The organism is Rhizobium sp. Pop5 (assembly GCF_024721175.1).
Taxonomy (GTDB): Bacteria; Pseudomonadota; Alphaproteobacteria; order Rhizobiales; family Rhizobiaceae; genus Rhizobium.
The window spans coordinates 1,922,249-1,944,065 of sequence record NZ_CP099399.1; the positions used below are offsets into that span (position 1 = coordinate 1,922,249).

Sequence of the window (21,817 nt, forward strand, 5' to 3'; positions counted from 1 at the left end):
AAAGAGTTTCAACATCGGGGACATGCCATGGCGAGCCTTCCGCCGGGATTCATATCGGACCGCTCGGGCAATTTCGGCATCATGACGGCACTGCTTTTGGTGCCGCTCCTTGGCGCGGCAGGCATGGCGGTGGATTTCGCCCATGCGCTGAGCCTGAGGACGCAGCTTTACGCTGCCGCTGACGCTGCCGCCGTCGGCTCGATCGCCGAAAAATCCGGCGCGGTCGCCGCTGCGATGAGCATGACCGGCGATGGCACGATTTCACTCGGCAAGGCCGATGCCCGCAGCATCTTCATGTCTCAGGTCTCGGGAGAGCTGTCCGATGTCCACGTCGATCTCGGCATCGACGTTACCAAGGTCGCAAACAAGCTGAACTCGCAGGTTTCCTTCACTGCCACGGTGCCCACCACCTTCATGCGCGTTCTCGGCAAGGATTCGATCTCGATCTCGGGCACGGCGACAGCCGAATACCTGACTGCCTCCTTCATGGACTTCTACATCCTGCTCGACAACACGCCCTCGATGGGCGTCGGCGCCACTGCGACAGACGTCTCGACGATGGAAAAAAACACCAGCGACAGCTGTGCCTTTGCCTGCCATGAAACGCAGAACAACAACAATTACTACAATCTCGCCAAGAAGCTTGGGGTCAGCATGCGCATCGACGTCGTGCGCCAGGCGACGAAAGAGCTGACGCAGACAGCCAAGACCGCGCGCGTCTCCGACAACCAGTTCCGCATGGGTGTCTACACCTTCGGCACCAAGGCCGAGGATGCCAAGCTGACGACCATCTCCGACCCGACCACTGACCTCGACAAGGTACGCAGCTATACCGACGCGGTCGACCTGATGACCATTCCGTATCAGGGCTACAACAACGACCAGCAGACGAGCTTCGACAGCGCGCTGACGCAGATGAAAACCATCATTACCACCCCCGGCGACGGAAGCACGTCCACGACCCCGCAGAAGATCCTGTTCTTCGTCTCGGACGGCGTCGGCGACAGCGAGAAGCCGAAGGGCTGCACCAAGAAGCTCACCGGCAACCGCTGCCAGGAACCGATCGATACCTCTTTCTGCCAGCCGCTGAAGGACAAGGGCATCAGGGTCGCGGTGCTCTACACCACCTATCTGCCGCTGCCGAAGAACAACTGGTACAATACCTGGATCAAGCCCTTCCAGGGCGAGATCCCGACGAAGATGCAGGCTTGCGCCTCGCCAGGCCTCTATTTCGAGGTGACGCCGACCGACGGTATCGCCGATGCGATGAAGGCGCTTTTCCTCAAGGTCATCCGCTCGCCGCGCATCACCAGCTGAAGAATGTCACTCAGACGCGCTTGCCGTCGCGGACGCGGTAGCTCGGCGCATACATGGTGACGAGCTCTTCGGCTGCCGTCGGGTGCAGCGCCATCGTCCGGTCGAAATCGTCCTTTGTGCAGCCGGCCTTCAGCGTGATGCCAAGCAGCTGCGCCATCTCGCCGGCATCATGGCCGAGGATATGGGCGCCCACCACCTTGCGGCTCGCCGCATCGACGATCAGCTTCATGATCATCCGCTCGGCCCGGCCGGAAAGCGTCGCTTTCAGCGGCCGGAACTGGGCGCGGTAGACTTCGAGTTCGCCGTAGCGCTTGCCCGCCTCCTCTTCAGAGAGGCCGACGGTGCCGATCTCCGGTTGCGAGAAGACGGCGGTCGGAATCAGTTCGTAGTCCGGCCGGGTCGGATTGTTCTTGTACTCGGTCTCGATGAAGCACATCGCCTCGTGGATCGCCACCGGCGTCAATTGTACCCGGTTGGTGACATCGCCAAGCGCATAGATGTTTTCCACATTGGTGCGGGAGTAATCGTCGACGATGATCGCGCCGCGCTCGTCGACGGCGACGCCGGCCGCATCGAGCCCAAGGCCTTCGGTATTCGGATCGCGGCCGAGCGCCAGCATGACCACATCGGCATGCAGCGTGCCGTTGTTCAGCGTCTCCAGAATGAGCCCATCCTCTCCCTTCGAAACATGCTGAAGCGTGTCATGGCAGAGGATTCGGATGCCCTTGGCGACCATCGCCTCGTGCAGCCCGCGCCTGAGGTCCTCGTCGAAGCGAGACAGGATCTCGGCGCCACGGTAGATCAGCGTCGTCTCCACGCCGAGGCCGTGGAAGATATTGGCGAATTCGACGGCGATATAGCCGCCGCCTGCAATGACGATCGATCTCGGCAGCTCTTCGAGATGAAAGGCTTCGTTGGAGGAAATGCAAAGTTCGTGACCGGGAAGAGCGACGTGCGGGTTCGGCCGTCCGCCGGTGGCGATCACGATCGTCTTTGCCGTCACCGTCTGTCCGGTCTTGACGAGCCGCACCGTATGGGCGTCGACGAGCTCCGCGCGCGTTTCCAGGATCTCGGCATTGGCGCCGGCGAGCCCCTTCTTGTAGAGGCCTTCCAGCCGGGCGATCTCGATATCCTTGGCCGCCACCAGCTTCCTCCAGTCGAAGCTGCTTTCGCCGACCGTCCAGCCGAAGCCCGCCGCATCCTCGAAATGCTCATGGAACTGCGAAGCGTAGACGAAGAGCTTCTTCGGCACGCAGCCGCGGATGACGCAGGTGCCGCCGTAGCGATATTCCTCGGCGATAGCCACCTTCTTGCCGAGCGAGGCGGCGACGCGCGCCCCGCGCACGCCTCCGGAACCGCCACCGATGACGAAGAGGTCATAATCATAGGAAGACATGATGAGCTCCGGAAGGGAATCGAAGGACGGACGCCCCTGATATAGGGGCGATCGTCGTGAAAACAAAAGCCCCGCTCATGCATCACGCCGCTCTCTTTTGCCGAATCTTCATTGAAGGTCTATCCGGTCGTCCTTTGCGGTTGACCCAGCCGATTGAGACTGGCAGGCAATCCGTGGGATAAAAATGCCGGAGCCAAAGATGGATCAAACTCTCTTCGCCAACCTGTGCCGGGCCGGCAAGTTCAAGGAAGCGCTCAATCTCGCCATCCAGGGCCACGAGGACGAGAAATTTACGCCGAGCCGCTTTGCGATGGACAAGAAAACAGGACTGCCGATCTTCTATCGCGGCAACAAGCGCGTGGAGCCGGATGAGACGGGCGTGTGGCAACTGGCAAAAAGCTCGAAGGACTGGGGCTGAGCGCCCGGCGCATCCGCAATGGCATCCTGGGCGGATTGCCGCCGTCAGCCGGTGATGCCGAAATCCGCAGGCATCCTCTCAAGCCGGACCGCTTCCGTCTCGACGTCTGAAACCAAGGCGCCCGTCGGTCCGCGCCTCAGCCGCTCGATCATTGCCGCAATCGCGCCATCGGGTCCGGCGATCAAAGCGGCGACAGACCCGTCCTCTTCGTTGCGGACCCAGCCCTTCAACCCGAGCCGCATCGCCTCGTTGCGCGTCCAGACGCGAAAACCGACACCCTGGACCTGGCCTGTAATTCGCACCTGCACAGCCTCGTAACGATCGGACATCTCTGCCTCATCCGGAATCCCGTCGCCGACCTTTGCGGCATCATAACAAAAAAGCCCGGACAATGCCGGGCTTTCGTGAATTTAGATGGTGAGGCCTTACTGCTGAGCGGTCGGGGCCGGAGCCGGCGCGACAGGGCTGTCGGTTGCCGCCGGCGGCGCCTTGATGACCTTGGAAAGGATAGCGTTGCTCTGCTTTTCCAGGTCGCGGGAAATGCCCTGCGCCCAGATGTCGGCGGCCTTCGCCGTCTCGCGCGAGGCAACCGGGCCGTCACGCAGCAGCTTCTTGCCGATATCGGAACTGTAGAAGGCGGCAATTGCCTTCAGCTCGTCGACCGTGAAGGTCTTGGCATAGGTGAGGGCTGCTTCCTTCTCCAGATCGCCGCGGCGCGGTGCGAGTGCCAGCGCCTGCGCGTCGACCGTTGAGGAGATGATGTCCTGGTAGTTCGGCGAATCCTGGATCAGGCCGGCCTTCAGGCGCTCGGCGAGGCCGGGCAGGATATTGTCGAACTGGGCCGTGGCGCCGATCGCGTCGATCGCCGCGCGAGATGCCTTCAACTGCTCCTCGGAAACTTCCTGCGCCTTGACGGCGGAGCCGAAGGCAAGCCCGGAAAGAACGATGGTCGCAGCGGCGAAACGGCCAAGACCTGCAATGTTCATCATGAGTGTATGCTCCTGTTATCTGTTTGCCTGCAGCGTGCGCGCACCCGCAGGACCGGCAATGATCGCAAGTGCCGCCATATTGATAAAGAGCCCGTGTTCGACGACGCCGGGTATGGAATTCAGCTCGCTCGAAAGCGCCTCTGCATCAGGAATGCGGCCAAAAGATGCATCGATGATGTGATGGCCGCCATCCGTGGTAAAGTCTCCGTCACCGGACTGGCGCAGATGAAGTTCGCCGGAAAGGCCGAGCCGTGCGGCGACCTTTTCGATCGCGATCCGCGTCGAGACGAGACCGAACGGGTTCACCTCGATCGGCAGCGCGAAGGCGCCGAGCGTGTCGACCAGCTTGCTCTCGTCGGCAATGACGATCATCCGCTCGGAAGCTGCCGCGACGATCTTCTCGCGCAGCAACGCACCGCCGCCGCCCTTGATCAGCCGCAGCGCCGCATCCACCTCGTCGGCGCCATCGATCGTCAGATCGAGCGCCGGCAGTTCGTCGAGCGATTTCAGCGGCACGCCGAGCTCGACGCAGAGCCGCGCGGTCCTTTCGGACGTCGGAACGCCCTCGACCTTCAAGCCGCCCGCCACTTTCTCCGCCAGCAGCCGAACGAATTCTTCCGCCGTGCTGCCGGTGCCGATCCCGAGACGCATGCCGCTTTCGACATGGGCGAGTGCGGCCTCGGCGGCCTTGATCTTCATTTCGCGGGCATCCATGCGCCGCCAGCTCCTGATATTGCGTTGGATGTGCTGTTTACACGGCTCGCCAGGCAAACGAAAGTCAAAATCATCACGGAAAATGAAAAGCCGAAACAAAAGCCTGCGGCCTTCCCGGTAATCCCAAGGCCGTTGCTTTCCGCCGCGCGATCGCCTACCTCAGAAGCGATACCATCGTTCCCGGTGACGACAGTCGCTACCGCCGACATCGTTCCATGGACGGCCATCGTTCGCACAGGCGAGGCAGTCGTTCCCCATCGCACAAAGAGGCAAACCCTTGACCCCTGCCCCCGCTCCGCTCGTCGTCTTCGATCTCGACGGCACCCTTCTCGACACCCATGCGGACCTGGTCGTGAGCCTGAACCATACGATCGCAGTCCTCGGCCTCGAACCGGTCAGTTATGACGACCTCACCCATCTCGTCGGCCATGGCGCGCGAGTGATGATCGAGCGCGCCTGCCGGCTGCGCGGCCATCCGCTGGAAGGCGAGGCCATGCCGGCCCTGGTCGAGCGCTTCGTCGCTCACTATGCCGCCGGCATGCCCGGCCACACTGAACCCTATCCCGGCCTGATCGCCGCGATGGACCGGCTGAAATCAGCAGGCTACCGCCTTGCCGTCTGCACCAACAAGATGGAGAGCCTGGCGCTCGGTCTGCTCGACAAGCTCGGCCTCACCCACTATTTCGACGCCATAACAGGCGGCGACACCTTCGAATACCGCAAACCCGACGCCCGCCATCTCACCGGCACCGTCGCCCGTGCCGGCAGCGATATTCTCCGAACCGTGATGATCGGCGACAGCATCAACGACATAGCCGTCGCCAGGAATGCCGCCGTGCCGTCGATCGCCGTACCTTTCGGCTATTCCGACGTGGCGGTCTCCAGCCTCGATCCGGATGTCGTCATCACCCATTTCGATGAGCTGACGCCGGAACTGGTGGAAAAGTTGTTGCGGGAATATGCGGCGAAGGTTGCTGTTTGAGGGTTGGAAACTTCTCCGATGCCCTGCAGTTGGGCCCCCTCATCCGCCTGCCGGCACCTTCTCCCGAAGGGTCGGATGACGCGGCCGCACGGCACGTCCCATCCTCATATTGCAGCACGCAGACACCCCAAAAACAAAACGGGCGGCCCCAAGGACCGCCCGCTCGTATAACCATCAATCCGGATATCAGATCTGCGCCCCACGCGCCTTGGTCGTCGCATCGAATGCCTTGTCGACATAGGCGTCGCGGCCATAGACGTCGTCGAAATATTCCACCACGCCGTCCTTGTTCGGCCAGGCGGTGAAGTAAGAGACGTAAACCGGGATCTTCTGCGGCACCTTCACAGCATGGTTCTGGCCGGTGGCGATCTGTTTGGCGACATCGTCGACAGTCGTACCCAGCACGGCGGCCGCCATGGCGCGCGGTTCGGAAAGGCGCACGCAGCCGTGGCTGAGCGCACGCATGTCACGCTTGAAGAAGCTCTTCGACGGCGTGTCATGCATATAGATCGCGTGGCTGTTCGGGAACAGGATCTTCAATTCCCCGAGCGCATTGTCGCTGCTCGGCGGCTGGCGCACCGAGACGTTGTCGGTCGAGCCGTACCAATCGACGCTGGATGAGGCGACGGCGTGGCCGTTGACCTCGACTTCGTAGCCGAGCTGATCGAGATAGTTCGGGTCCGAGCGCAACTTCGGCAGCATCTCGTTGATGATGATCGACTGCGGCACGCCCCAGAACGGGTTGAATTCCACCGTTTCGATCTCGTCGTCGAAGAAATAGGTCTGGTTGTTCTTGCCGCCCACCACGACGCGCATCGACAGCTGTTCCTTGCCGTCATTGTGGTAGTAGGCCATGAAGGCCGGCTGGTTGATCATGACATAGCGGGAGCCAAGATCTTCCGGCAGCCAACGCGCCTGCTCCATGGCAACGACGAGCTTGTCGATCTTGGAAGCATTGCTATCGCCGCCGATCATGGCGCGCACCGTCGCCTGGCCGATTACGCCATCGGACTTCAGGCCGCGCTCCTTCTGGAAATCCTCGACCAGCGAGACGATATCGGGCGAATAATCGCTGCTGCCAGCATAGGCGGCAAGCGTCGCGGCATGATCGGTCTTCAGCTTTTCGGAACCGTGCTTCTGGAGCGCCTTGACGATATTGGCGACCTCCGGCGAGCTGTCACCGGGCTTCAGCGACCGGTCGAGCGAAATGACGATTCGCTCTTCGGTGCCGCTATCGGCGGCGCGAAGCTTCGCAAGTTCGGCCTTCAGCGCCAGGAACTGCGGGCTGTCGGGAGAGCGGTTGGCGATGTAGGCGCCGACATCCGGGCTCATTCGGGCAAGCTTCAGCACCGGCGCAAGATTGACCGCCTTGCGCTGGAAGTCGTGATAGCCGGAAATCTTGTTCGGGTCGATGCGGCCACGCACCGTGTCCTGCACGAAGGCGAGCACCTTTGCCGAAAGATCGAGTTCGAACTGCATCAGCGCCCGGTCGCGGGCGGCAGGATCTGGATTGGCCGGATCGATATTGGGCGCCTGCAGGGCGTAGTCGGCCGGATCAAGACCGACAGAGGCCGCATCGGCAAGTGCTGCCATTGCCGATTTGGCGCCCTCGCTGACCTGGCTGCCGTCGATCCAGACGAGCGGATTGCGGCTGTCGCCATAATAGGCTTCGAGCGCTTTGGCGACGTCGGCATTGGCACGAACCTTGGCCTGCGCCAGGAAGCGGCGCTGTACCGCGGGTTCCACCCCGGCATCGCCGCTCGACGAAACATCGGCGACCGCGCCGGTAACAGCGGGATCGGCAAACTTGCTGGTGTCGACGAACTGCAGCGTCTCGGTCTTGTAGGTGTAATAACGCGGTCCGCTCACCTTCGGCAGCGCCGCTTCCGGATCGAGTCCGCCGAGCGAGCCGCCTGGGCCGACAGCGCCGCGCGGCACCGGCCGGCCGGGCGCCTGGTCCATGAAGATGGTGCTCTGGCTCCGCTGCCTGTCGCCGCGCAGCATATCCATCAGCGTATAGGCATGCGCAGGCGCGGCACTCAACACTGCCAGGCCGCAGGAAATTGCCAATGCGGATACCGCGCTTTTCAAAACGAACGTCATATATCTTCCAGTCCCGGTGTCATGCTGTTCTTGTCACGAGCGCAAGGCTCAAATTCAAATCCGCGAAGCTCAAGAGCGTCCGGCCCATTCATCAGAAACCGGCCTTCGCCGCTAGCGTCCGCGGACTCAATTTCATGTGAGGAAAAAGCCTGCGCGGAGCCGCGCAACAGTTCACACAAAATTATGAAATTATTAGTTAATTTTTTACCGAATTTTCGCTGGCGGACCAGTGCGGCAAAAACGTGCCCGCGCATAAAATTTCGAAAGTGGCCGAAAAAGCACGCCGCCAGGCCCTCAAAAACATGACCAAACCTCTCAATATTTAGCGCGCCATATGGTTTTCTTGTCGGGGTTTCCGACCTATAAGACCTCATCCTTCGAAGAAGTCGGAAAGCAGCATATAAAGGGAAGGCAAAGCTCATGACCGCAACCCGCACCGAAACCGATACTTTCGGCCCCATCGATGTCGCCGCCGACCGATATTGGGGCGCCCAGGCCGAGCGTTCGCTCGGCAATTTCAAGATCGGCTGGGAAAAGCAGCCGCTGTCGATCGTGCGTGCGCTCGGGATCGTCAAGCAGGCGGCCGCCAGAGCCAACATGTCTCTCGGCCAGCTCGATCCGGCGCTCGGCAAAGCCATCGTCGACGCCGCCCAGGAAGTGATCGACGGCAAGCTCGACGACCACTTTCCGCTTGTTGTCTGGCAGACCGGCTCCGGCACGCAATCGAACATGAACGCCAACGAAGTAATCTCCAATCGTGCAATAGAAATGCTCGGCGGCGTCATGGGTTCCAAGAAGCCGGTTCACCCGAACGACCACGTCAATATGAGCCAGTCGTCGAACGACACCTATCCCACGGCCATGCACATCGCCTGTGCCGAACGGATCGCCCATCACCTGCTGCCCTCGCTGAAGCACCTGCATGCCGCCCTCGACATGAAGGTCACCGAGTTCAGCCATATCATCAAGATCGGCCGCACGCATACCCAGGACGCAACGCCGCTGACCCTCGGCCAGGAATTTTCGGGTTATGCCGCCCAGGTCGGCTCGGCAATCAAACGCATCGAGATGACCCTGCCCGGCCTCTGCGAACTCGCCCAGGGCGGCACCGCTGTCGGCACCGGCCTTAACGCGCCGGTCGGTTTCGCCGAAAAGGTCGCCGAAGAGATCGCCGCCATCACTGACTTGCCCTTCGTGACCGCGCCGAACAAGTTCGAGGCGCTCGCCTCGCATGACAGTATGGTCTTTTCCCACGGCGCCATCAATGCGGCCGCCGCCGCGCTCTTCAAGATCGCCAACGACATCCGCCTGCTCGGCTCCGGCCCGCGTTCGGGCCTTGGCGAGCTGGCGCTCCCGGAAAACGAGCCCGGCTCCTCGATCATGCCCGGCAAGGTCAATCCGACCCAGTGCGAAGCCCTGACGCAGGTCTGCATCCACATCTTCGGCAACCACGCCGCGCTGACCTTCGCCGACAGCCAGGGCCATTTCGAGCTCAACGTCTACAATCCGATGATGGCCTACAACTTCCTGCAGTCGGTGCAATTGCTCGCCGACGCCGCTGTCTCCTTCACCGACAATTGCGTCGTCGGCATCGAGGCGCGCGAGGACAACATCAAGGCCGGCCTCGAACGCTCGCTGATGCTGGTAACCGCCCTCGCCCCGAAGATCGGCTACGACGCAGCCGCCAAGATCGCCAAAACGGCGCATAAGAACGGCACGACGCTGAAGGAGGAGGCGCTCGCCAGCGGTTTGGTGACGTCGGAAGAATATGACGCGATCGTGCGGCCTGAGACGATGATCGGCCCGAAGTAAGCACTAGAGGTAGGGCGCTAGGGCGCTTACCTCTCGTCCCCATGTGCCTGTCACAGAAATCCAGCCACGGCGCATCCGCGCCGTGAATGAATCAATACTTCAAAGAAAAGAGTCCTTCGCGCCAAAGGACTTGGGCGCACTGGATTCCTGTGCCATCCCGCGGGTAAAACCCGAGGAAGCGAATGAGGGAGAGTGAGCAGGCGCCTCGCCAGCTCCGCAACACACCCGGCAAATCTCAAACCAATAGCGAAAAATTGTCCATCACCACCGAATTGCCCATGAAGTCGAAACGGATTTCTTCGATGTCTTCGAGATTGACCTCGAGATTGGGTCCGGTGACTTCGAGCTCCTGCTGATAGACGATCTGCCCGTCGTTCAAGGCGGTCAGCGTCAGGTGAAACGGCGATGCCGACAATTCGGCGATCGAAACGCTCTGAAAGGTGAATTCGCCGCCATCGAGTAATTTCAAGGTCACGGGCGCCGAACCCGGGGCTAGAACGGTATCGCTGAAACCATCCTCGGTGATGGCGTCGACGCCGGGGATGGTATCGTAGACGATGCCGTTCAGAAGGGTCACGTCATGGCTGCCGTTCACGGCGAGCGCAAAGCCACGGTAATTGGGCAACGAGAAATTATCCGCCCTCGACAAGACGCCCATATCGTCGAAATCCAGGACTTCGTGGTATTTTTCGTCTTCGTTGACACCGTCGATCGCAAGGGTCAGCACGCCGAGATCCGTGCCGCCTGAGCCATCGGACATCTTGTAGCTCAGCTTCTCGACGAGCTGGTCGTGCTTCGCTAGATTCTTCACTACGTCGAGCGTGTAGTCGAGCTCGTACGAGAAGTGACCGTCAGGCTTCACTTTGAAGGTTCCATACTCGCCCCTTATGATCGTTTCATGGTCAGGCCCATGCTTGGCGTCGATACGCACGCCATTGACGAAGCGAGCATACATGTCCGCTCCCTCGGGATCGCTGGCGAGGCGCAGCAGATCCCCGCGGATCCAATCATGTTCGAAAAAAACGAGAAGGTCGTCGACAGCAGTTGGCTTTGCATTTGTCATTGGAAGCCCCGGCACGTTAACGTTGCGGGGAATATGGCCCGGACTCGAACGGAAGGCAACCTGAAGTCGTCTGTTTCGCGACGGATGTCGGCTACGTTGTTTTCCTCACTCTCCTGCCGCGTGTGACGCGCCGGCTGCAAAACGCCGCACGACATGGCCCCCACGCCAGACTCCGCCGCATCCCGATTGCTTTTGCACTGCAGCGGATTTAGATCGGTTCCAATCTAGCGACGCACGCCACCCAGAAAGGTCATTCGATGGCTGACGATCTCTTTCCCCTCGGCAAGGATGCCACCCCCTACCGCAAGATCAGCAGCGATCACGTCTCTGTCGATACGTTCAAAGGCCAGGAGATCCTGACCGTCGAGCCGGAAGGCATCCGCCTGCTCGCCGAGACCGCCTTTGCCGACATCAACCACCTGCTGCGCCCCGGCCATCTGAAACAGCTCGCATCGATCCTCGATGACCCCGAGGCGACGGACAACGACCGCTTCGTCGCTTATGATCTCCTGAAGAATGCCAACATCGCCGCCGGCGGCGTGCTGCCCATGTGCCAGGATACCGGCACGGCGATCATCATGGGCAAGAAGGGCCGCAGGGTCTGGACCGAGGGCGGGGATACGGCAGCGCTCGCCCGCGGCGTCATGGACGCCTATGAAAAGAAGAACCTGCGTTATTCGCAGCTCGCGCCCATCAAGATGTTCGAAGAGAAGAACACCAGGAACAACCTGCCGGCCCAGATCGATATCTATGAGGAAGGCACCGACGCCTACGAATTCCTCTTCGTCGCCAAGGGTGGCGGTTCGGCCAACAAGACCTTTCTCTATCAGGGCACGCCTTCGCTTTTGACGCATGACCGTATGATCGACTTCCTCAAGGAGAAGATCCTGACGTTGGGGACGGCAGCCTGTCCTCCTTACCATCTGGCGATCGTCATCGGCGGCACTTCGGCCGAGATGAACCTGAAAACCGTCAAGCTCGCCTCCACCCGCTATCTCGACGAGCTGCCAACCGAGGGCTCGGAGAGCGGCCATGCCTTCCGCGACGTCGAGATGGAGAAGGAAATTCACAAGCTGACGCAGCAGATGGGCGTCGGCGCCCAGTTCGGCGGCAAGTATTTCTGTCATGACGTGCGCGTCATCCGCCTACCCCGCCACGGCGCCTCGTTGCCGATCGGCCTCGGTGTCTCCTGTTCCGCCGACCGCCAGGCCAAGGGCAAGATCACCCGCGACGGCATCTTCATCGAACAGCTCGAGACCGATCCGTCCAAATACATGCCTGACATCGACGAGGCGAAACTGTCGGAATCGACCGTTCATATCGACCTCAACCGACCGATGGCCGAGGTGCTTGCCGAACTTTCCAGGCATCCCGTCAAGACGCGCCTGTCGTTGACCGGCACCATTATCGTTGCTCGCGATCTCGCCCATGCCAAGATCCGCGAACGGCTGGAAAAGGGCGGAGGCATGCCCGACTACCTGAAGAACCACCCGGTCTACTATGCCGGCCCGGCAAAGACGCCGGTTGGTTACGCATCCGGCTCCTTTGGCCCCACGACAGCCGGCCGCATGGATAGTTATGTCGATCAGTTCCAGTCCTTCGGCGGCTCCATGGTGATGCTTGCGAAGGGCAACCGCTCGCGCGCCGTGCGCGAGGCGTGCAAGAAGCATGGCGGCTTTTATCTCGGATCGATCGGCGGCCCTGCCGCCCGCCTCGCGCAGGACTGCATCCGCAAGGTCGAGGTATTCGAATATCCCGAGCTCGGCATGGAAGCGGTCTGGAAGATCGAGGTCGAGGACTTCCCCGCCTTCATCGTCATCGACGACAAGGGCAATGATTTCTTCCAGGAATTGAATTTGGGATAATTGCGGCGGGCGCGAAGTATTTTCGCAGGGTTCCAATTACCGACGCTACAGTAAAGGGACGCCGTCACATCATTCTTCTCTAGAGTGAGGTGGCGGCAGCCGGTGCGACGGGCGAGCGTAGACGAAGGGCGGTGAGGACGCGCTGCCTCCATCATCTGCTCTCTCTGCCCGCTTTTACCGCGCCGATGCCCGATCGGACCGGCCGGCATCCTGCGCCAGGACCGCAACATCCGCAGCGCAAACAACATCCCCGCCATCCACCCTCGCAAGGATCTCCGTGCGGAAAGCTCCGTTAAAGAGGCCGGCGCGCTCAGACAGTAAGGTGCTGCCGGCAACCAGGGTGACTGCTAGGATAGCGTAAGAAATATGATGAGATGTTTTCATAAAATCACGAGAAGAACTGTAAGTTTTTCTAACACCGTTCCCGTTCAACGGGCATGCACTGTTCCGCCGAAGATGCATTTTCTTGTGCAAAATCATAGGCCTGATTGAAGTATTGGCCCCGCAGGAAGTTGTCGTATGTAATCTTTGGTATATGTCGCTTTAATCTTTTCCCAAGAAATTTAAGCTAACAAGTAAATTATTGCCTTCGAATATATGAGGAGTTCGCCGGATGAATACGGCTGTCGCGCCCAAGGTGCAGGTTCCCGACGTAGCGGGTCAAATCACCTATGCCATGCGCTCGATGGGCGTTGCGCCGATACCTCGCAATTACGAACTCTTCTACGAAGCCTATATCGGCTCCAATCCTGCGCTGACCCGCGAGCTTGCGGCTCTTGGCAGCCAGGCGAGCCAGGCCGAACTCGACGCGCTCGGCGCGCAATATTTCACCAGCAGCCCCACCCGCGTTTTCGACGACGCCCATTCGCGCATATCGGGCGAACTCGACGGCCTGTTACGCATCCTGAAGCAGGAACAAAGCTCGCTCGAAAGCTATACGAGGCTGCTCGGCGAGACCCACAAGCGCATCACCTCCAAGAGCAATGCCAGCGTCGAGCTGATCGAAAACGCCATCGAGCTCCTGAGCCAGGCGACCGGCGACACCATGGCGCATGGCGAACGCACCGTCGAAGACGTCGTCCAGCGCTCGCAGGAGATGGATCAGGTCCGCAAGGAACTCGACGAATACAAGCGCATCGCCAATACCGACTCGCTGACGCGCCTTTCCAACCGCCGCGCCTTCGACGATCGCCTTGCCGCCGTCTTCAACAGCCCCGGCATGCGGCCGGTGACGGCGCTGCTGCTCGCCGACATCGACAATTTCAAGAAGATCAACGACACCTACGGCCATCCGGTCGGCGACAAGATTCTTGCCACTGTCGCCTCCGTCATCCGCAGCAATGTCCGGCGGGACGTCTTCGTTGCCCGCGCCGGCGGCGAGGAATTCGCGCTCATCATCGAGGGCAATACGCCGGAGGAAGTGATGGCGATCGCCGAGCGCATCCGCCGCACGCTGGAAACCACCCCGTTCAAGAATTCCCGAACGCGGGTGAATTACGGCCCGGTCACCGTCTCTATCGGCGTCTGCATGGCCTCCAGTGCCGAGGATGCCGGCGAACTCTATAGCAAGACCGACATCGCGCTTTACGGCGCCAAGAACGCTGGGCGCAACTGCACCATCCTCTACCAGGACGGCATGCAGAAGGATTTCACCAAGAGCTGGCTGATTTATAAGGCCTGATCGCAGTCTCGCGCCGCGCGCACGCTGTCACCACAAGGCGACAACCCCTCTTTCGTCATGCTCGGGCTTGTCCCGAGCATCTGCACCAGTGCAGCAGATCCTCGGCACAAGGCCGAGGATGACGTCGAGTAGGGCGAAGCTTGTCAAAAAACTGAGCCGTCACAATTTGATAGCGGCGGTCACCACATCGTCTTCGCTGCCCGCCCAGGCCATTCCCGATCGTAGGTTTCCTGATCGAAATCACTGACCGCGGCCTTCAACAGCTGACCCGGCGTCGGCAGGCTTGCCGGATCGGCGAAATGCTCGGCGTTCCAAAGTTCGGCCCGCATGACGGCGCGGGCGCATTGGAAGTAGACCTCGTCGATCGAGATGACGACGACGGTGCGGGGATGTTTGCCGTCCATCTCGAAGCTCGAAAGCAGCGCCTCGTCATCGGAGACGACGCCGCGGCCGTTGATGCGCATCGTCGTATTCGAGCCCGGGATGAGAAACATCAGGGCAAGCCTCGGATCGCGCACGATATTGGAGAGCGAATCGACGCGATTGTTGCCGCGCCAGTCCGGCAGATGCACCGTCTCGTCGTCGACGACGCGCACCACGCCGCCGAGATCGCCGCGCGGCGAACAGTCGAGCCCCTCCGGCCCGACGGTCGCAAGCGCCGCGAAAGGCGAGATCTCGATCATCTCGCGATAGAGCGGCGTCAACCGCTTGGTCACCTTGTCGATCGAGGCCTGCGACAGTCCGGCGCCATAGATCGTATTGAGCTCTTCGATACTGCTGATGATTTTCATGAGGCGTCCCGCCGCGGCTTGATCTTCGCCCCGGACGCTACAATGCCGCGCGCCTCGCCGGAAGCTCAAAAAATGGAATGATCTCCGCATCTTTTTTGATGCTTTCGCCCGGGACATCCGGCTCGCACCGATCGCCTTCGAGAAAGCCTGCGATCGCGGCAAGCACCGGAGCCGCACCGACGATGCGCCGGTGCCCAAAACCGTTCGCCCAGAGCAGCCGCACGCGCTGGCCCGCCGCGCCGTAACGCCTGGCATGAGCCGGCGACACCTCCTTGTCGTCCTCGGCATGGATGATGAGCACAGGCCGATTGATGCCGCTCGCCGCCGCTCCGACGTCGAAATCCCTGAGTCTCCGCCCGGTGACCCGTTGCACTTCATTCTCCAGTGCTGCCTGGGCAGTGGAGCGAAGGCCGACCATCCGGCCGAAATCGGCAAATAGCCAGGCCATCTCGCTCGGCGCGCCGATCAGCACCAATCGCCCAGCCGTGGCGGGCGCCACGTCAGGCAGCAGTCCTGCCGCTGAGACCATCAGCGCCGCACCGCCGAAGGAATGGCCGATCGCCGCATCGAAAGCGCCGAACCGCTCCTCCGCCGCTGCGATCGCCTCGACCGCAAGTCCCATATGCAGGAAGCGCCCGCCCGCGCGCCCATGGCCGGGAAAATCGAGCGCCACCACCTCGGCACCCGTTGCCACCAGCATTGAAACGAGATCGGCCATGTATACGGCGCTGGAACCCCAGCCATGGGTCACGAGGTAGCGCTTTCGCCGGCCGATCGCCCCGCCGTTCAGCCGGTAGGCATGCGCCCTGGCCCCGCCCGCAAGCCTAAGAATGAAGCGCTCGGCGTCGGCAAGCCGCGCCGCGCCCGCTGCATGCGCACCCTTCGCCTTCTCGCCCTTCGGCCGCGGCGATGGCGTGCGGCAGAACAGCAGGAACGCCGCCCTGCCCGCCAGATCAGGCGAAACCGCCTGCAGGCCCGAGAACCCGAGGCGGATGACCTTGAGCGCGAAATTTGCCATAGTGGGAATCCAGAAATCTGTTCAACACTGAACAATAAAGTACAACGATGAACAAAAATCAATCCCTGCCCTGGGATCATCCGCGTTTTCGCAGCTGGATCGCGGTGGCTCGCGCCTGCCAGCTCATGCAGCAATCATTGGCCCGCTCGCTTGCCGATCTCGACATCAAGCCCCCTCATCTCGATATCCTGGTCAATCTCTACCGTTTCCAGGGCATCTCGCAGCAGGAGCTGGCGCGCAAGCTTCTCGTCGGCCGCTCCAACATGAGCATGCTGCTGCCGCAGATGGAAAAACGCGGGCTGATCGAGCGGCGCGGCGACGAGCGCGACAAGCGCGTGCTGCGCCTCCATCTCACCGAGGAGGGGCGCAGGCTGACGGAGTCGGCGATGGTGATCCAGACCGATCTCATCGAGCGCACCCTCTCCGACGAGCCGATCGAGCAATGCATGGCGACCGCCACCTCGATGGAGCGCATCATCACCGTGCTGCTGAAAGATCTGCGCGACGACGATTGATGCATGTCGCCCAAAAGTGTGCAGCGGTTTTGGGAAGACGACATGCATAAAACAAGGAGTTCAAGCGCCTTGCATGAACCAGGTTCGATGCGAGGCGCTTGATGATCAATGCAACGACGGCGCCGCCGATGTACCGCTCAGCGAGCGATATTCCCAGGCAGCGACGATGATCAGCACCAGCGTCGCGAGAATGCCGAGCAGATAGACCTCGATGAAGGGGGCCACGAAGGCAAGCAGGATCAGAAGCACGAGGCCTGCAAGATGCGACAGCGGCATACGCCCGCTGGTCGCGCCCTTGAACCAGAGATTGCCGGCGAGGAACAAGCCGGAGCCGCCGAGCACCGCCAAGGCGATGGCGAAGTCGCCTGTCTCATGCGGATGCGAGAACATGAATTCCACCGCCACCGCATGCACGATGATGCCGGCCAGGATCGGAATGTGCCCATAGGTGAAGGCCTGCCGCGCCAAGGCCCCAGGTGTTTCCTCATGCTCGATGCGATGGGCGGCGCGCCCGTGGCCGAAGCGGAAATAGAGCCACCACATGGCGACCGTCCCGATAAAGCCGGTGACGAAGACGAGGCTGGTCAGGCCCGAGATCGGCAGTTCGGAAAAGGTGCGTCCGGAAACGAGAATCGCCTCGCCGAGGCAGATGATGACGAAGAGCGCGCAACGCTCGGCCATATGCGCCCCGGAAACGTCCCAGTCGCTCGGCGTCGAGCGGCCGAGCCCCGGCACGGCAAAGCCCGCGGCCGGTCCTATGTATTCGATCACCAGCGCGATCACCCAGGCGATCAGACGGGCTTCATGCTCGAGGAGCCCGCCGGCGATCCAGAAGGCGGCCGCCACGATCAGCCAGATCGTGATGCGGATGAAATTCAGCGTGTTGGCGCGGTCGACGCGCGTCATCGCATAGGTCGTAAACAGCGAGCGCCCGACCTGCATCGCCACATAGGCGCCGGCAAAGAGCAGCCCCTTGTCGCCGAAGGCCTCGGGGATGGAAGCAGACAGCACCAGCCCCAGCATCATCAGCACCACCAGCATGCCGCGCACCGGCATCTTGTCGGGGTCGAGCCAGTTCGTCACCCAGGCGGTAAAGATCCACACCCACCAGACGGCGAAGGTCATCAAACCCGCTTCGGCCGCCCCCAGCGGGGTGTAATGGGCCGCGAGCGCATGCGAGAGCTGCGAGATCGAAAAGACGAAGACAAGGTCGAAGAATAATTCGAGGAAGGTCACCTTGCTGCCGGCGGCGTTGCCCTTGCCGCGCAGCCAGTTCTTTCTATTCGCTTTCGCCATATGTCCCCCGACGGCTGTAAATTGGAATTCAGCGCGGCCTTTCCGCGGTGTCGCGGTTCATGCCTTTTTCGCTCAGTTCGTTCTCATAGGCCGAAAACAGCTCTGCGCCGCGTTCGCCGAGTTCGCGCAGATAGGTCCATGTGTAGATGCCGGTATCATGCATGTCGTCGAAGCCGATCCGGACCGCATAATTGCCGGTCGGTGTGATCGAGATGATAGCGACGTTGCGTTTGCCCGGTACCGTCACCTTCTGCCCCGGCCCGTGGCCCTGCACCTCCGCCGAAGGCGACAGGACCCGCAGCAATTCGGCCGACAGGTCGAAGCTCCGGCCGTCATTGAAGGTCACTACCAGCCGCTGCCGGTCTTTCGAAACGCGAAGTTCGCTCGGCCAGATATCGCTCATCATTTTGTCCTCTTCTGATGCGAGGAGTAGGCGTTGATCTTTTTCAGCGCAAGCTGAAATCGGCATGCACGCGGGCTGTTTCCCTTGACGCGACAATAGCATATGCCCACATAGACTGGAGTACGGAGATACAGGTGAACACCAGAGTTGGAACGCTAGGCAATGCGACGCCGCTGGTTGCGGATGCGCATCCTATGGTCGACCCTTTCGGGCGGGCCGTCACCTATCTCCGCGTCTCCGTCACCGACCGCTGCGATTTCCGCTGCACCTATTGCATGGCGGAGAATATGACCTTCCTGCCGAAGAAGGATCTTTTGACGCTCGAAGAGCTCGATCGTCTCTGTTCCGCCTTCATTGCCAAGGGCGTCAGCAAAATCAGACTGACCGGCGGCGAACCCTTGGTGCGCAAGAACATCATGTATCTCGTGCGCCGGCTCGGCGAAAGGATCGGCTCCGGTCTCGACGAGCTGACGCTGACGACCAACGGCTCGCAGCTTTCCCGCCATGCCCAGGAACTCTTTGATTGCGGTGTGCGCCGCATCAACGTCTCGCTCGATACGCTCGATCCCGACAAATTCCGCAAGGTCACCCGCTGGGGCGATTTCGGCAAGGTCATGGAAGGCATCGACGCCGCCCAGAAGGCCGGCATCAGGATCAAGCTCAATGCTGTGGCGCTCAAGGGTTTCAACGATGTTGAAATGCCGGAGATCCTGCGCTTCGCCCATGGCCGCGGCATGGATCTGACCGTCATCGAAACGATGCCGATGGGCGAGATCGATGAGGACCGCACCGACCAGTACCTGCCGCTCTCCGAACTGCGTGCCGATCTCGAACGTCAGTTCACCCTTGCTGAAATCGACTACCAGACCGGCGGCCCGGCGCGCTACGTCAAGGTCGAGGAAACCGGCGGTCGCCTCGGCTTCATCACGCCACTGACCCATAACTTCTGCGAAAGCTGCAACCGCGTCCGCCTCACCTGCACCGGCACGCTCTACATGTGCCTCGGCCAGAACGACGCCGCCGATCTGCGCGCAGCACTCCGCGCCACCGAAGACGACGCCCTCCTCCACGCCGCGATCGACGAAGCCATCACTCGCAAACCCAAGGGCCACGACTTCATCATCGACCGCACGCACAATCGTCCGGCCGTGGCCCGGCATATGAGTGTTACGGGTGGGTGAGGCGCGGTCCCCGCGAAGCGGGGAGCGATCGATCCAGTGAATCGATCGCAGCGCCGAACGCCCTGAGCCCAAGCGAAAGACCGGGATACGCTGCGGCAAACTCCCAAAACACCAGCTCCAAGAGAACATTATTCCGAGGCGGAAGCCAAAGCCGGAAGCCTCGAAGGAAGAGCCGGGGTGATCGAATCGCTCAGACCCGCAACCCCGGCCCCCCAACACAGACACAACCGTCCGTCCTACGTCCTGCTGATCGAAACCCCGCCATCCGCCAGCATCGCCGTACCCGTCACGAAGCTCGACAAGTCGGAAGCCAGGAACAGCGCCGCATTGGCGATCTCCTCCGGTTGCGCCATGCGCTTCAGCGCATGCAGCCCTTCCACGAAGGCAAGCAGCTCCCGCGTAGCATCCGGCGCGTTGGTGATGCTGGCAGGCGTGTCGGTGCCGCCGGGCAGCAGTGCGTTGACGCGGATGTTGCGGGAAGCGAGTTCGGCGGCGAGCACCTGGACGAGACCGATCAATCCCGCCTTGCTGGCGGCATAGGCGCCCATACCCGGCATGCCGGCGGTATGGCCAACGAAGGTGGAGGTGAAGATCAGCGATCCGCCGCCCTCTCCCATCGCCGCCGACTGGTGCTTGGCGCCAAGGAAAGCGCCCGTCAGATTGGTCTCGATCGTCTCGCGCCAGCCCTCCAGCGACAAGCCGGAAACCGGCCCCATCTCGCCGAGGCCGCCGGCATTGTTGAAGGCGATGTCGAGCCGGCCGAAGCGTGAGACCGCCGTCTCGACCAGCTGTGCCTGCAGGGCCTCGTCCCGGACATCACCCGATATGGCGACGGCCTGCCCGCCCTCCGCCTCGATCTCGGCGACGACGGCGTCGAGCGCCTCCCGCCGCCGGCCGTTGATCACGAGTTTTGCACCCTGCTGTGCAAAAACCTTGGCCGCCGCGCGGCCGATGCCGGAACTTGCGCCGGTGACGATGGCGATCTTGTTGTTCAGAAGTGTCATGTTCGTTTCTCCTCGGTTGTCGAGGCATCTCAGATCTCAGACATCAAGCGATGCAGCCACCCGATTCCCGCGCGGCAAACGATGATCCACCCGTCGACGATGATGTCCGATGGCAATACCGCCCGCGGCTGAAGGAGGGTCTGAAGTCTTCGCCGCCGCGTCGGAAATATCGGATTTCGTTTTGGAAAACGGTGATTTGCCGCGATCTCGGCTTGCCAATCTGAGGTGGCGTCAGCGCCATTGTGCGCCGCATCATCGATTTATCCCGGGTGTGACATTCATTCGATTCCCTTCATGTATCTTCCCGACTAAGAAGGGGCGCACATAATGGGAATCTCTTCATGCAGCGGTCACGCAATACCGAGGGCGCCATCTATATGAGCATGGCGATGGCCGGCTTTTCCGCGAGCGACGCTCTTTCCAAATCGGTGGTCGCCCACATGAACGCCGGCGAGATCATGTTTCTCCGCGGCCTCTTCACCAGCCTGCTCGTCTATCTGATCGCCCGGCAGATGGGTGCGCTGCGCTCCTGGAGCATCGTGCTGAAGCCGATCATTCTCCTCAGAATCATCTGCGAGATGCTGTCGGCCGTCACTTACATTACAGCGCTCGGCATGATGCCGATCGCGAATGCCTCGGCGATCCTGCAGTCGCTGCCGCTGGTCGTCACCTTCGGCGCCGCGCTGTTCTTCCGCGAGCCTGTGGGCTGGCGGCGCTGGTCGGCGATCCTCGTCGGACTCATCGGCGTGATGATCATCATCCGCCCCGGCCCGGAAGGCTTCACCGCCGCCGCCCTTCTCTGCGTCGCCGCGGTGCTGACGACGGCCGGCCGCGATCTCGCCACCCGGTCGATCGACCCGGAAATTCCCTCGCTGATGATCACGGTCATCACCGCGACCTCCATCTCCTTCTTCGGCGCGCTGCTCATTCCCCTGCTCGGCGGATGGCAGCCGGTCAGCGCCACCTCGCTCGGGCATCTCCTCCTCGCCTCGGTGCTGGTGCTCGTCGGCTACCAGTCGGTCATCCTCGCCATGCGCACCGGGGAAATCTCCTTCGTCGCTCCGTTCCGCTATACGAGCCTGATTTTTTCCTCACTGCTCGGCTTTTTCTTCTTCGCCGAAGTCCCGGACGGCTGGACACTTCTGGGCGCTGCAATCGTCATCGCCTCCGGCCTCTATACGTTCTATCGTGAGGCCAAGCGCCGCGTGTCGCCGATCGCGCAGGAATCGGCGCCGCGCGCGCCGGTCTGACGAAAGCGCCGAGGCAGGA

Annotated in this window: 21 protein-coding genes; 9 read left to right on the forward strand and 12 right to left on the reverse strand. The window is 61.5% G+C overall.

Annotated elements, in window-relative coordinates; translation table 11 throughout:
- The first annotated feature begins 27 nt into the window (after window positions 1-27).
- Complete coding sequence (locus NE852_RS11670) at window positions 28-1,317, forward strand: vWA domain-containing protein (protein WP_008525706.1); 1,290 nt, start codon at window positions 28-30, stop codon at window positions 1,315-1,317.
- Between the two features lie 10 nt (window positions 1,318-1,327).
- Here the strand turns inward: NE852_RS11670 and gor are convergent, their stop codons facing one another.
- Window positions 1,328-2,713, reverse strand: a complete 1,386-nt coding sequence (gor, locus tag NE852_RS11675) for a glutathione-disulfide reductase (RefSeq protein WP_258156539.1) — start codon at window positions 2,711-2,713, stop codon at window positions 1,328-1,330.
- Window positions 2,714-2,912: 199 nt separating this feature from the next.
- On the opposite strand from gor, the gene NE852_RS11680 reads away from it, so the two are divergent.
- The gene (locus tag NE852_RS11680) at window positions 2,913-3,131 is read left to right on the forward strand and encodes a hypothetical protein (protein WP_037171118.1); all 219 of its coding nucleotides are present in this window, start codon (window positions 2,913-2,915) and stop codon (window positions 3,129-3,131) included.
- A 44-nt stretch (window positions 3,132-3,175) separates the two neighbouring features.
- On the opposite strand, the gene NE852_RS11685 is transcribed toward NE852_RS11680, so the two are convergent.
- The 3 genes from NE852_RS11685 to rpiA all read right to left on the reverse strand — a co-directional run bounded on the left by NE852_RS11685 (window position 3,176) and on the right by rpiA (window position 4,834).
- Window positions 3,176-3,460, reverse strand: coding sequence for an acylphosphatase (locus NE852_RS11685; protein WP_258156540.1), 285 nt, complete (start codon window positions 3,458-3,460; stop codon window positions 3,176-3,178).
- A 96-nt stretch (window positions 3,461-3,556) separates the two neighbouring features.
- Entirely contained in the window at window positions 3,557-4,120 is a 564-nt protein-coding gene (locus NE852_RS11690; RefSeq protein WP_258156541.1) for a DUF2059 domain-containing protein, read from the reverse strand.
- 15 nt (window positions 4,121-4,135) lie between these two features.
- Entirely contained in the window at window positions 4,136-4,834 is a 699-nt protein-coding gene (gene rpiA, locus NE852_RS11695) for a ribose-5-phosphate isomerase RpiA (RefSeq protein ID WP_258156542.1), read from the reverse strand.
- A gap of 277 nt (window positions 4,835-5,111) precedes the next feature.
- Here rpiA and NE852_RS11700 point away from each other — a divergent pair, with 277 nt between their 5' ends.
- Window positions 5,112-5,816 carry an HAD family hydrolase gene (locus tag NE852_RS11700; protein ID WP_008525679.1) on the forward strand — a complete coding sequence of 235 codons (705 nt, stop codon included), beginning with the start codon at window positions 5,112-5,114 and terminating at the stop codon, window positions 5,814-5,816.
- A 186-nt stretch (window positions 5,817-6,002) separates the two neighbouring features.
- On the opposite strand, the gene NE852_RS11705 is transcribed toward NE852_RS11700, so the two are convergent.
- Together NE852_RS11705 and NE852_RS11710 are read right to left on the reverse strand one after the other, a co-directional pair.
- Window positions 6,003-7,919, reverse strand: a complete 1,917-nt coding sequence (locus tag NE852_RS11705) for a murein L,D-transpeptidase (RefSeq protein ID WP_008525677.1) — start codon at window positions 7,917-7,919, stop codon at window positions 6,003-6,005.
- Window positions 7,916-8,341, reverse strand: coding sequence for a hypothetical protein (locus NE852_RS11710; RefSeq protein WP_164841421.1), 426 nt, complete (start codon window positions 8,339-8,341; stop codon window positions 7,916-7,918). The genes NE852_RS11705 and NE852_RS11710 overlap by 4 nt, the downstream gene beginning before the upstream one ends.
- Here NE852_RS11710 and fumC point away from each other — a divergent pair.
- Window positions 8,340-9,731, forward strand: coding sequence for a class II fumarate hydratase (gene fumC / locus NE852_RS11715; RefSeq protein WP_008525674.1), 1,392 nt, complete (start codon window positions 8,340-8,342; stop codon window positions 9,729-9,731). The two genes, NE852_RS11710 and fumC, sit on opposite strands and share 2 nt — an antisense overlap.
- A 235-nt stretch (window positions 9,732-9,966) precedes the next feature.
- On the opposite strand, the gene NE852_RS11720 is transcribed toward fumC, so the two are convergent.
- Entirely contained in the window at window positions 9,967-10,794 is an 828-nt protein-coding gene (locus tag NE852_RS11720) for a VCBS domain-containing protein (protein WP_008525672.1), read from the reverse strand.
- Window positions 10,795-11,051: 257 nt separating this feature from the next.
- Between NE852_RS11720 and NE852_RS11725 the strand changes: the two genes are divergently transcribed.
- Both NE852_RS11725 and NE852_RS11735 read left to right on the forward strand, forming a co-directional pair.
- Window positions 11,052-12,659 carry a fumarate hydratase gene (locus NE852_RS11725; RefSeq protein ID WP_008525670.1) on the forward strand — a complete coding sequence of 536 codons (1,608 nt, stop codon included), beginning with the start codon at window positions 11,052-11,054 and terminating at the stop codon, window positions 12,657-12,659.
- A gap of 613 nt (window positions 12,660-13,272) precedes the next feature.
- Window positions 13,273-14,340: a GGDEF domain-containing protein gene (locus NE852_RS11735; protein ID WP_258156543.1), complete on the forward strand. Its 1,068-nt coding sequence runs from the start codon at window positions 13,273-13,275 to the stop codon at window positions 14,338-14,340.
- Window positions 14,341-14,519: 179 nt separating this feature from the next.
- Here the strand turns inward: NE852_RS11735 and NE852_RS11740 are convergent, their stop codons facing one another.
- A complete protein-coding gene (locus tag NE852_RS11740) occupies window positions 14,520-15,131 on the reverse strand; it encodes a pyridoxamine 5'-phosphate oxidase family protein (RefSeq protein ID WP_258156544.1) in 612 nt (203 codons plus the stop codon).
- 37 nt (window positions 15,132-15,168) lie between these two features.
- Window positions 15,169-16,149, reverse strand: coding sequence for an alpha/beta hydrolase (locus tag NE852_RS11745; RefSeq protein WP_008525642.1), 981 nt, complete (start codon window positions 16,147-16,149; stop codon window positions 15,169-15,171).
- Window positions 16,150-16,196: 47 nt separating this feature from the next.
- On the opposite strand from NE852_RS11745, the gene NE852_RS11750 reads away from it, so the two are divergent.
- Window positions 16,197-16,664, forward strand: coding sequence for a MarR family winged helix-turn-helix transcriptional regulator (locus NE852_RS11750; protein ID WP_008525641.1), 468 nt, complete (start codon window positions 16,197-16,199; stop codon window positions 16,662-16,664).
- 105 nt (window positions 16,665-16,769) lie between these two features.
- Here NE852_RS11750 and NE852_RS11755 read toward each other — a convergent pair whose 3' ends face one another.
- On the reverse strand, window positions 16,770-17,960 hold the full coding sequence (locus tag NE852_RS11755; protein ID WP_008525638.1) for a low temperature requirement protein A: 1,191 nt from the start codon (window positions 17,958-17,960) through the stop codon (window positions 16,770-16,772).
- A gap of 28 nt (window positions 17,961-17,988) precedes the next feature.
- Complete coding sequence (locus NE852_RS11760) at window positions 17,989-18,363, reverse strand: gamma-butyrobetaine hydroxylase-like domain-containing protein (RefSeq protein WP_037171100.1); 375 nt, start codon at window positions 18,361-18,363, stop codon at window positions 17,989-17,991.
- A gap of 134 nt (window positions 18,364-18,497) precedes the next feature.
- Here NE852_RS11760 and moaA point away from each other — a divergent pair, with 134 nt between their 5' ends.
- On the forward strand, window positions 18,498-19,544 hold the full coding sequence (moaA, locus tag NE852_RS11765; RefSeq protein WP_008525636.1) for a GTP 3',8-cyclase MoaA: 1,047 nt from the start codon (window positions 18,498-18,500) through the stop codon (window positions 19,542-19,544).
- Window positions 19,545-19,780: 236 nt separating this feature from the next.
- Here the strand turns inward: moaA and NE852_RS11770 are convergent, their stop codons facing one another.
- The gene (locus tag NE852_RS11770; RefSeq protein WP_008525633.1) at window positions 19,781-20,548 is read right to left on the reverse strand and encodes an SDR family oxidoreductase; all 768 of its coding nucleotides are present in this window, start codon (window positions 20,546-20,548) and stop codon (window positions 19,781-19,783) included.
- A 341-nt stretch (window positions 20,549-20,889) separates the two neighbouring features.
- Between NE852_RS11770 and NE852_RS11775 the strand changes: the two genes are divergently transcribed.
- Entirely contained in the window at window positions 20,890-21,798 is a 909-nt protein-coding gene (locus NE852_RS11775) for a DMT family transporter (RefSeq protein WP_258156545.1), read from the forward strand.
- Window positions 21,799-21,817 lie beyond the last annotated feature (19 nt).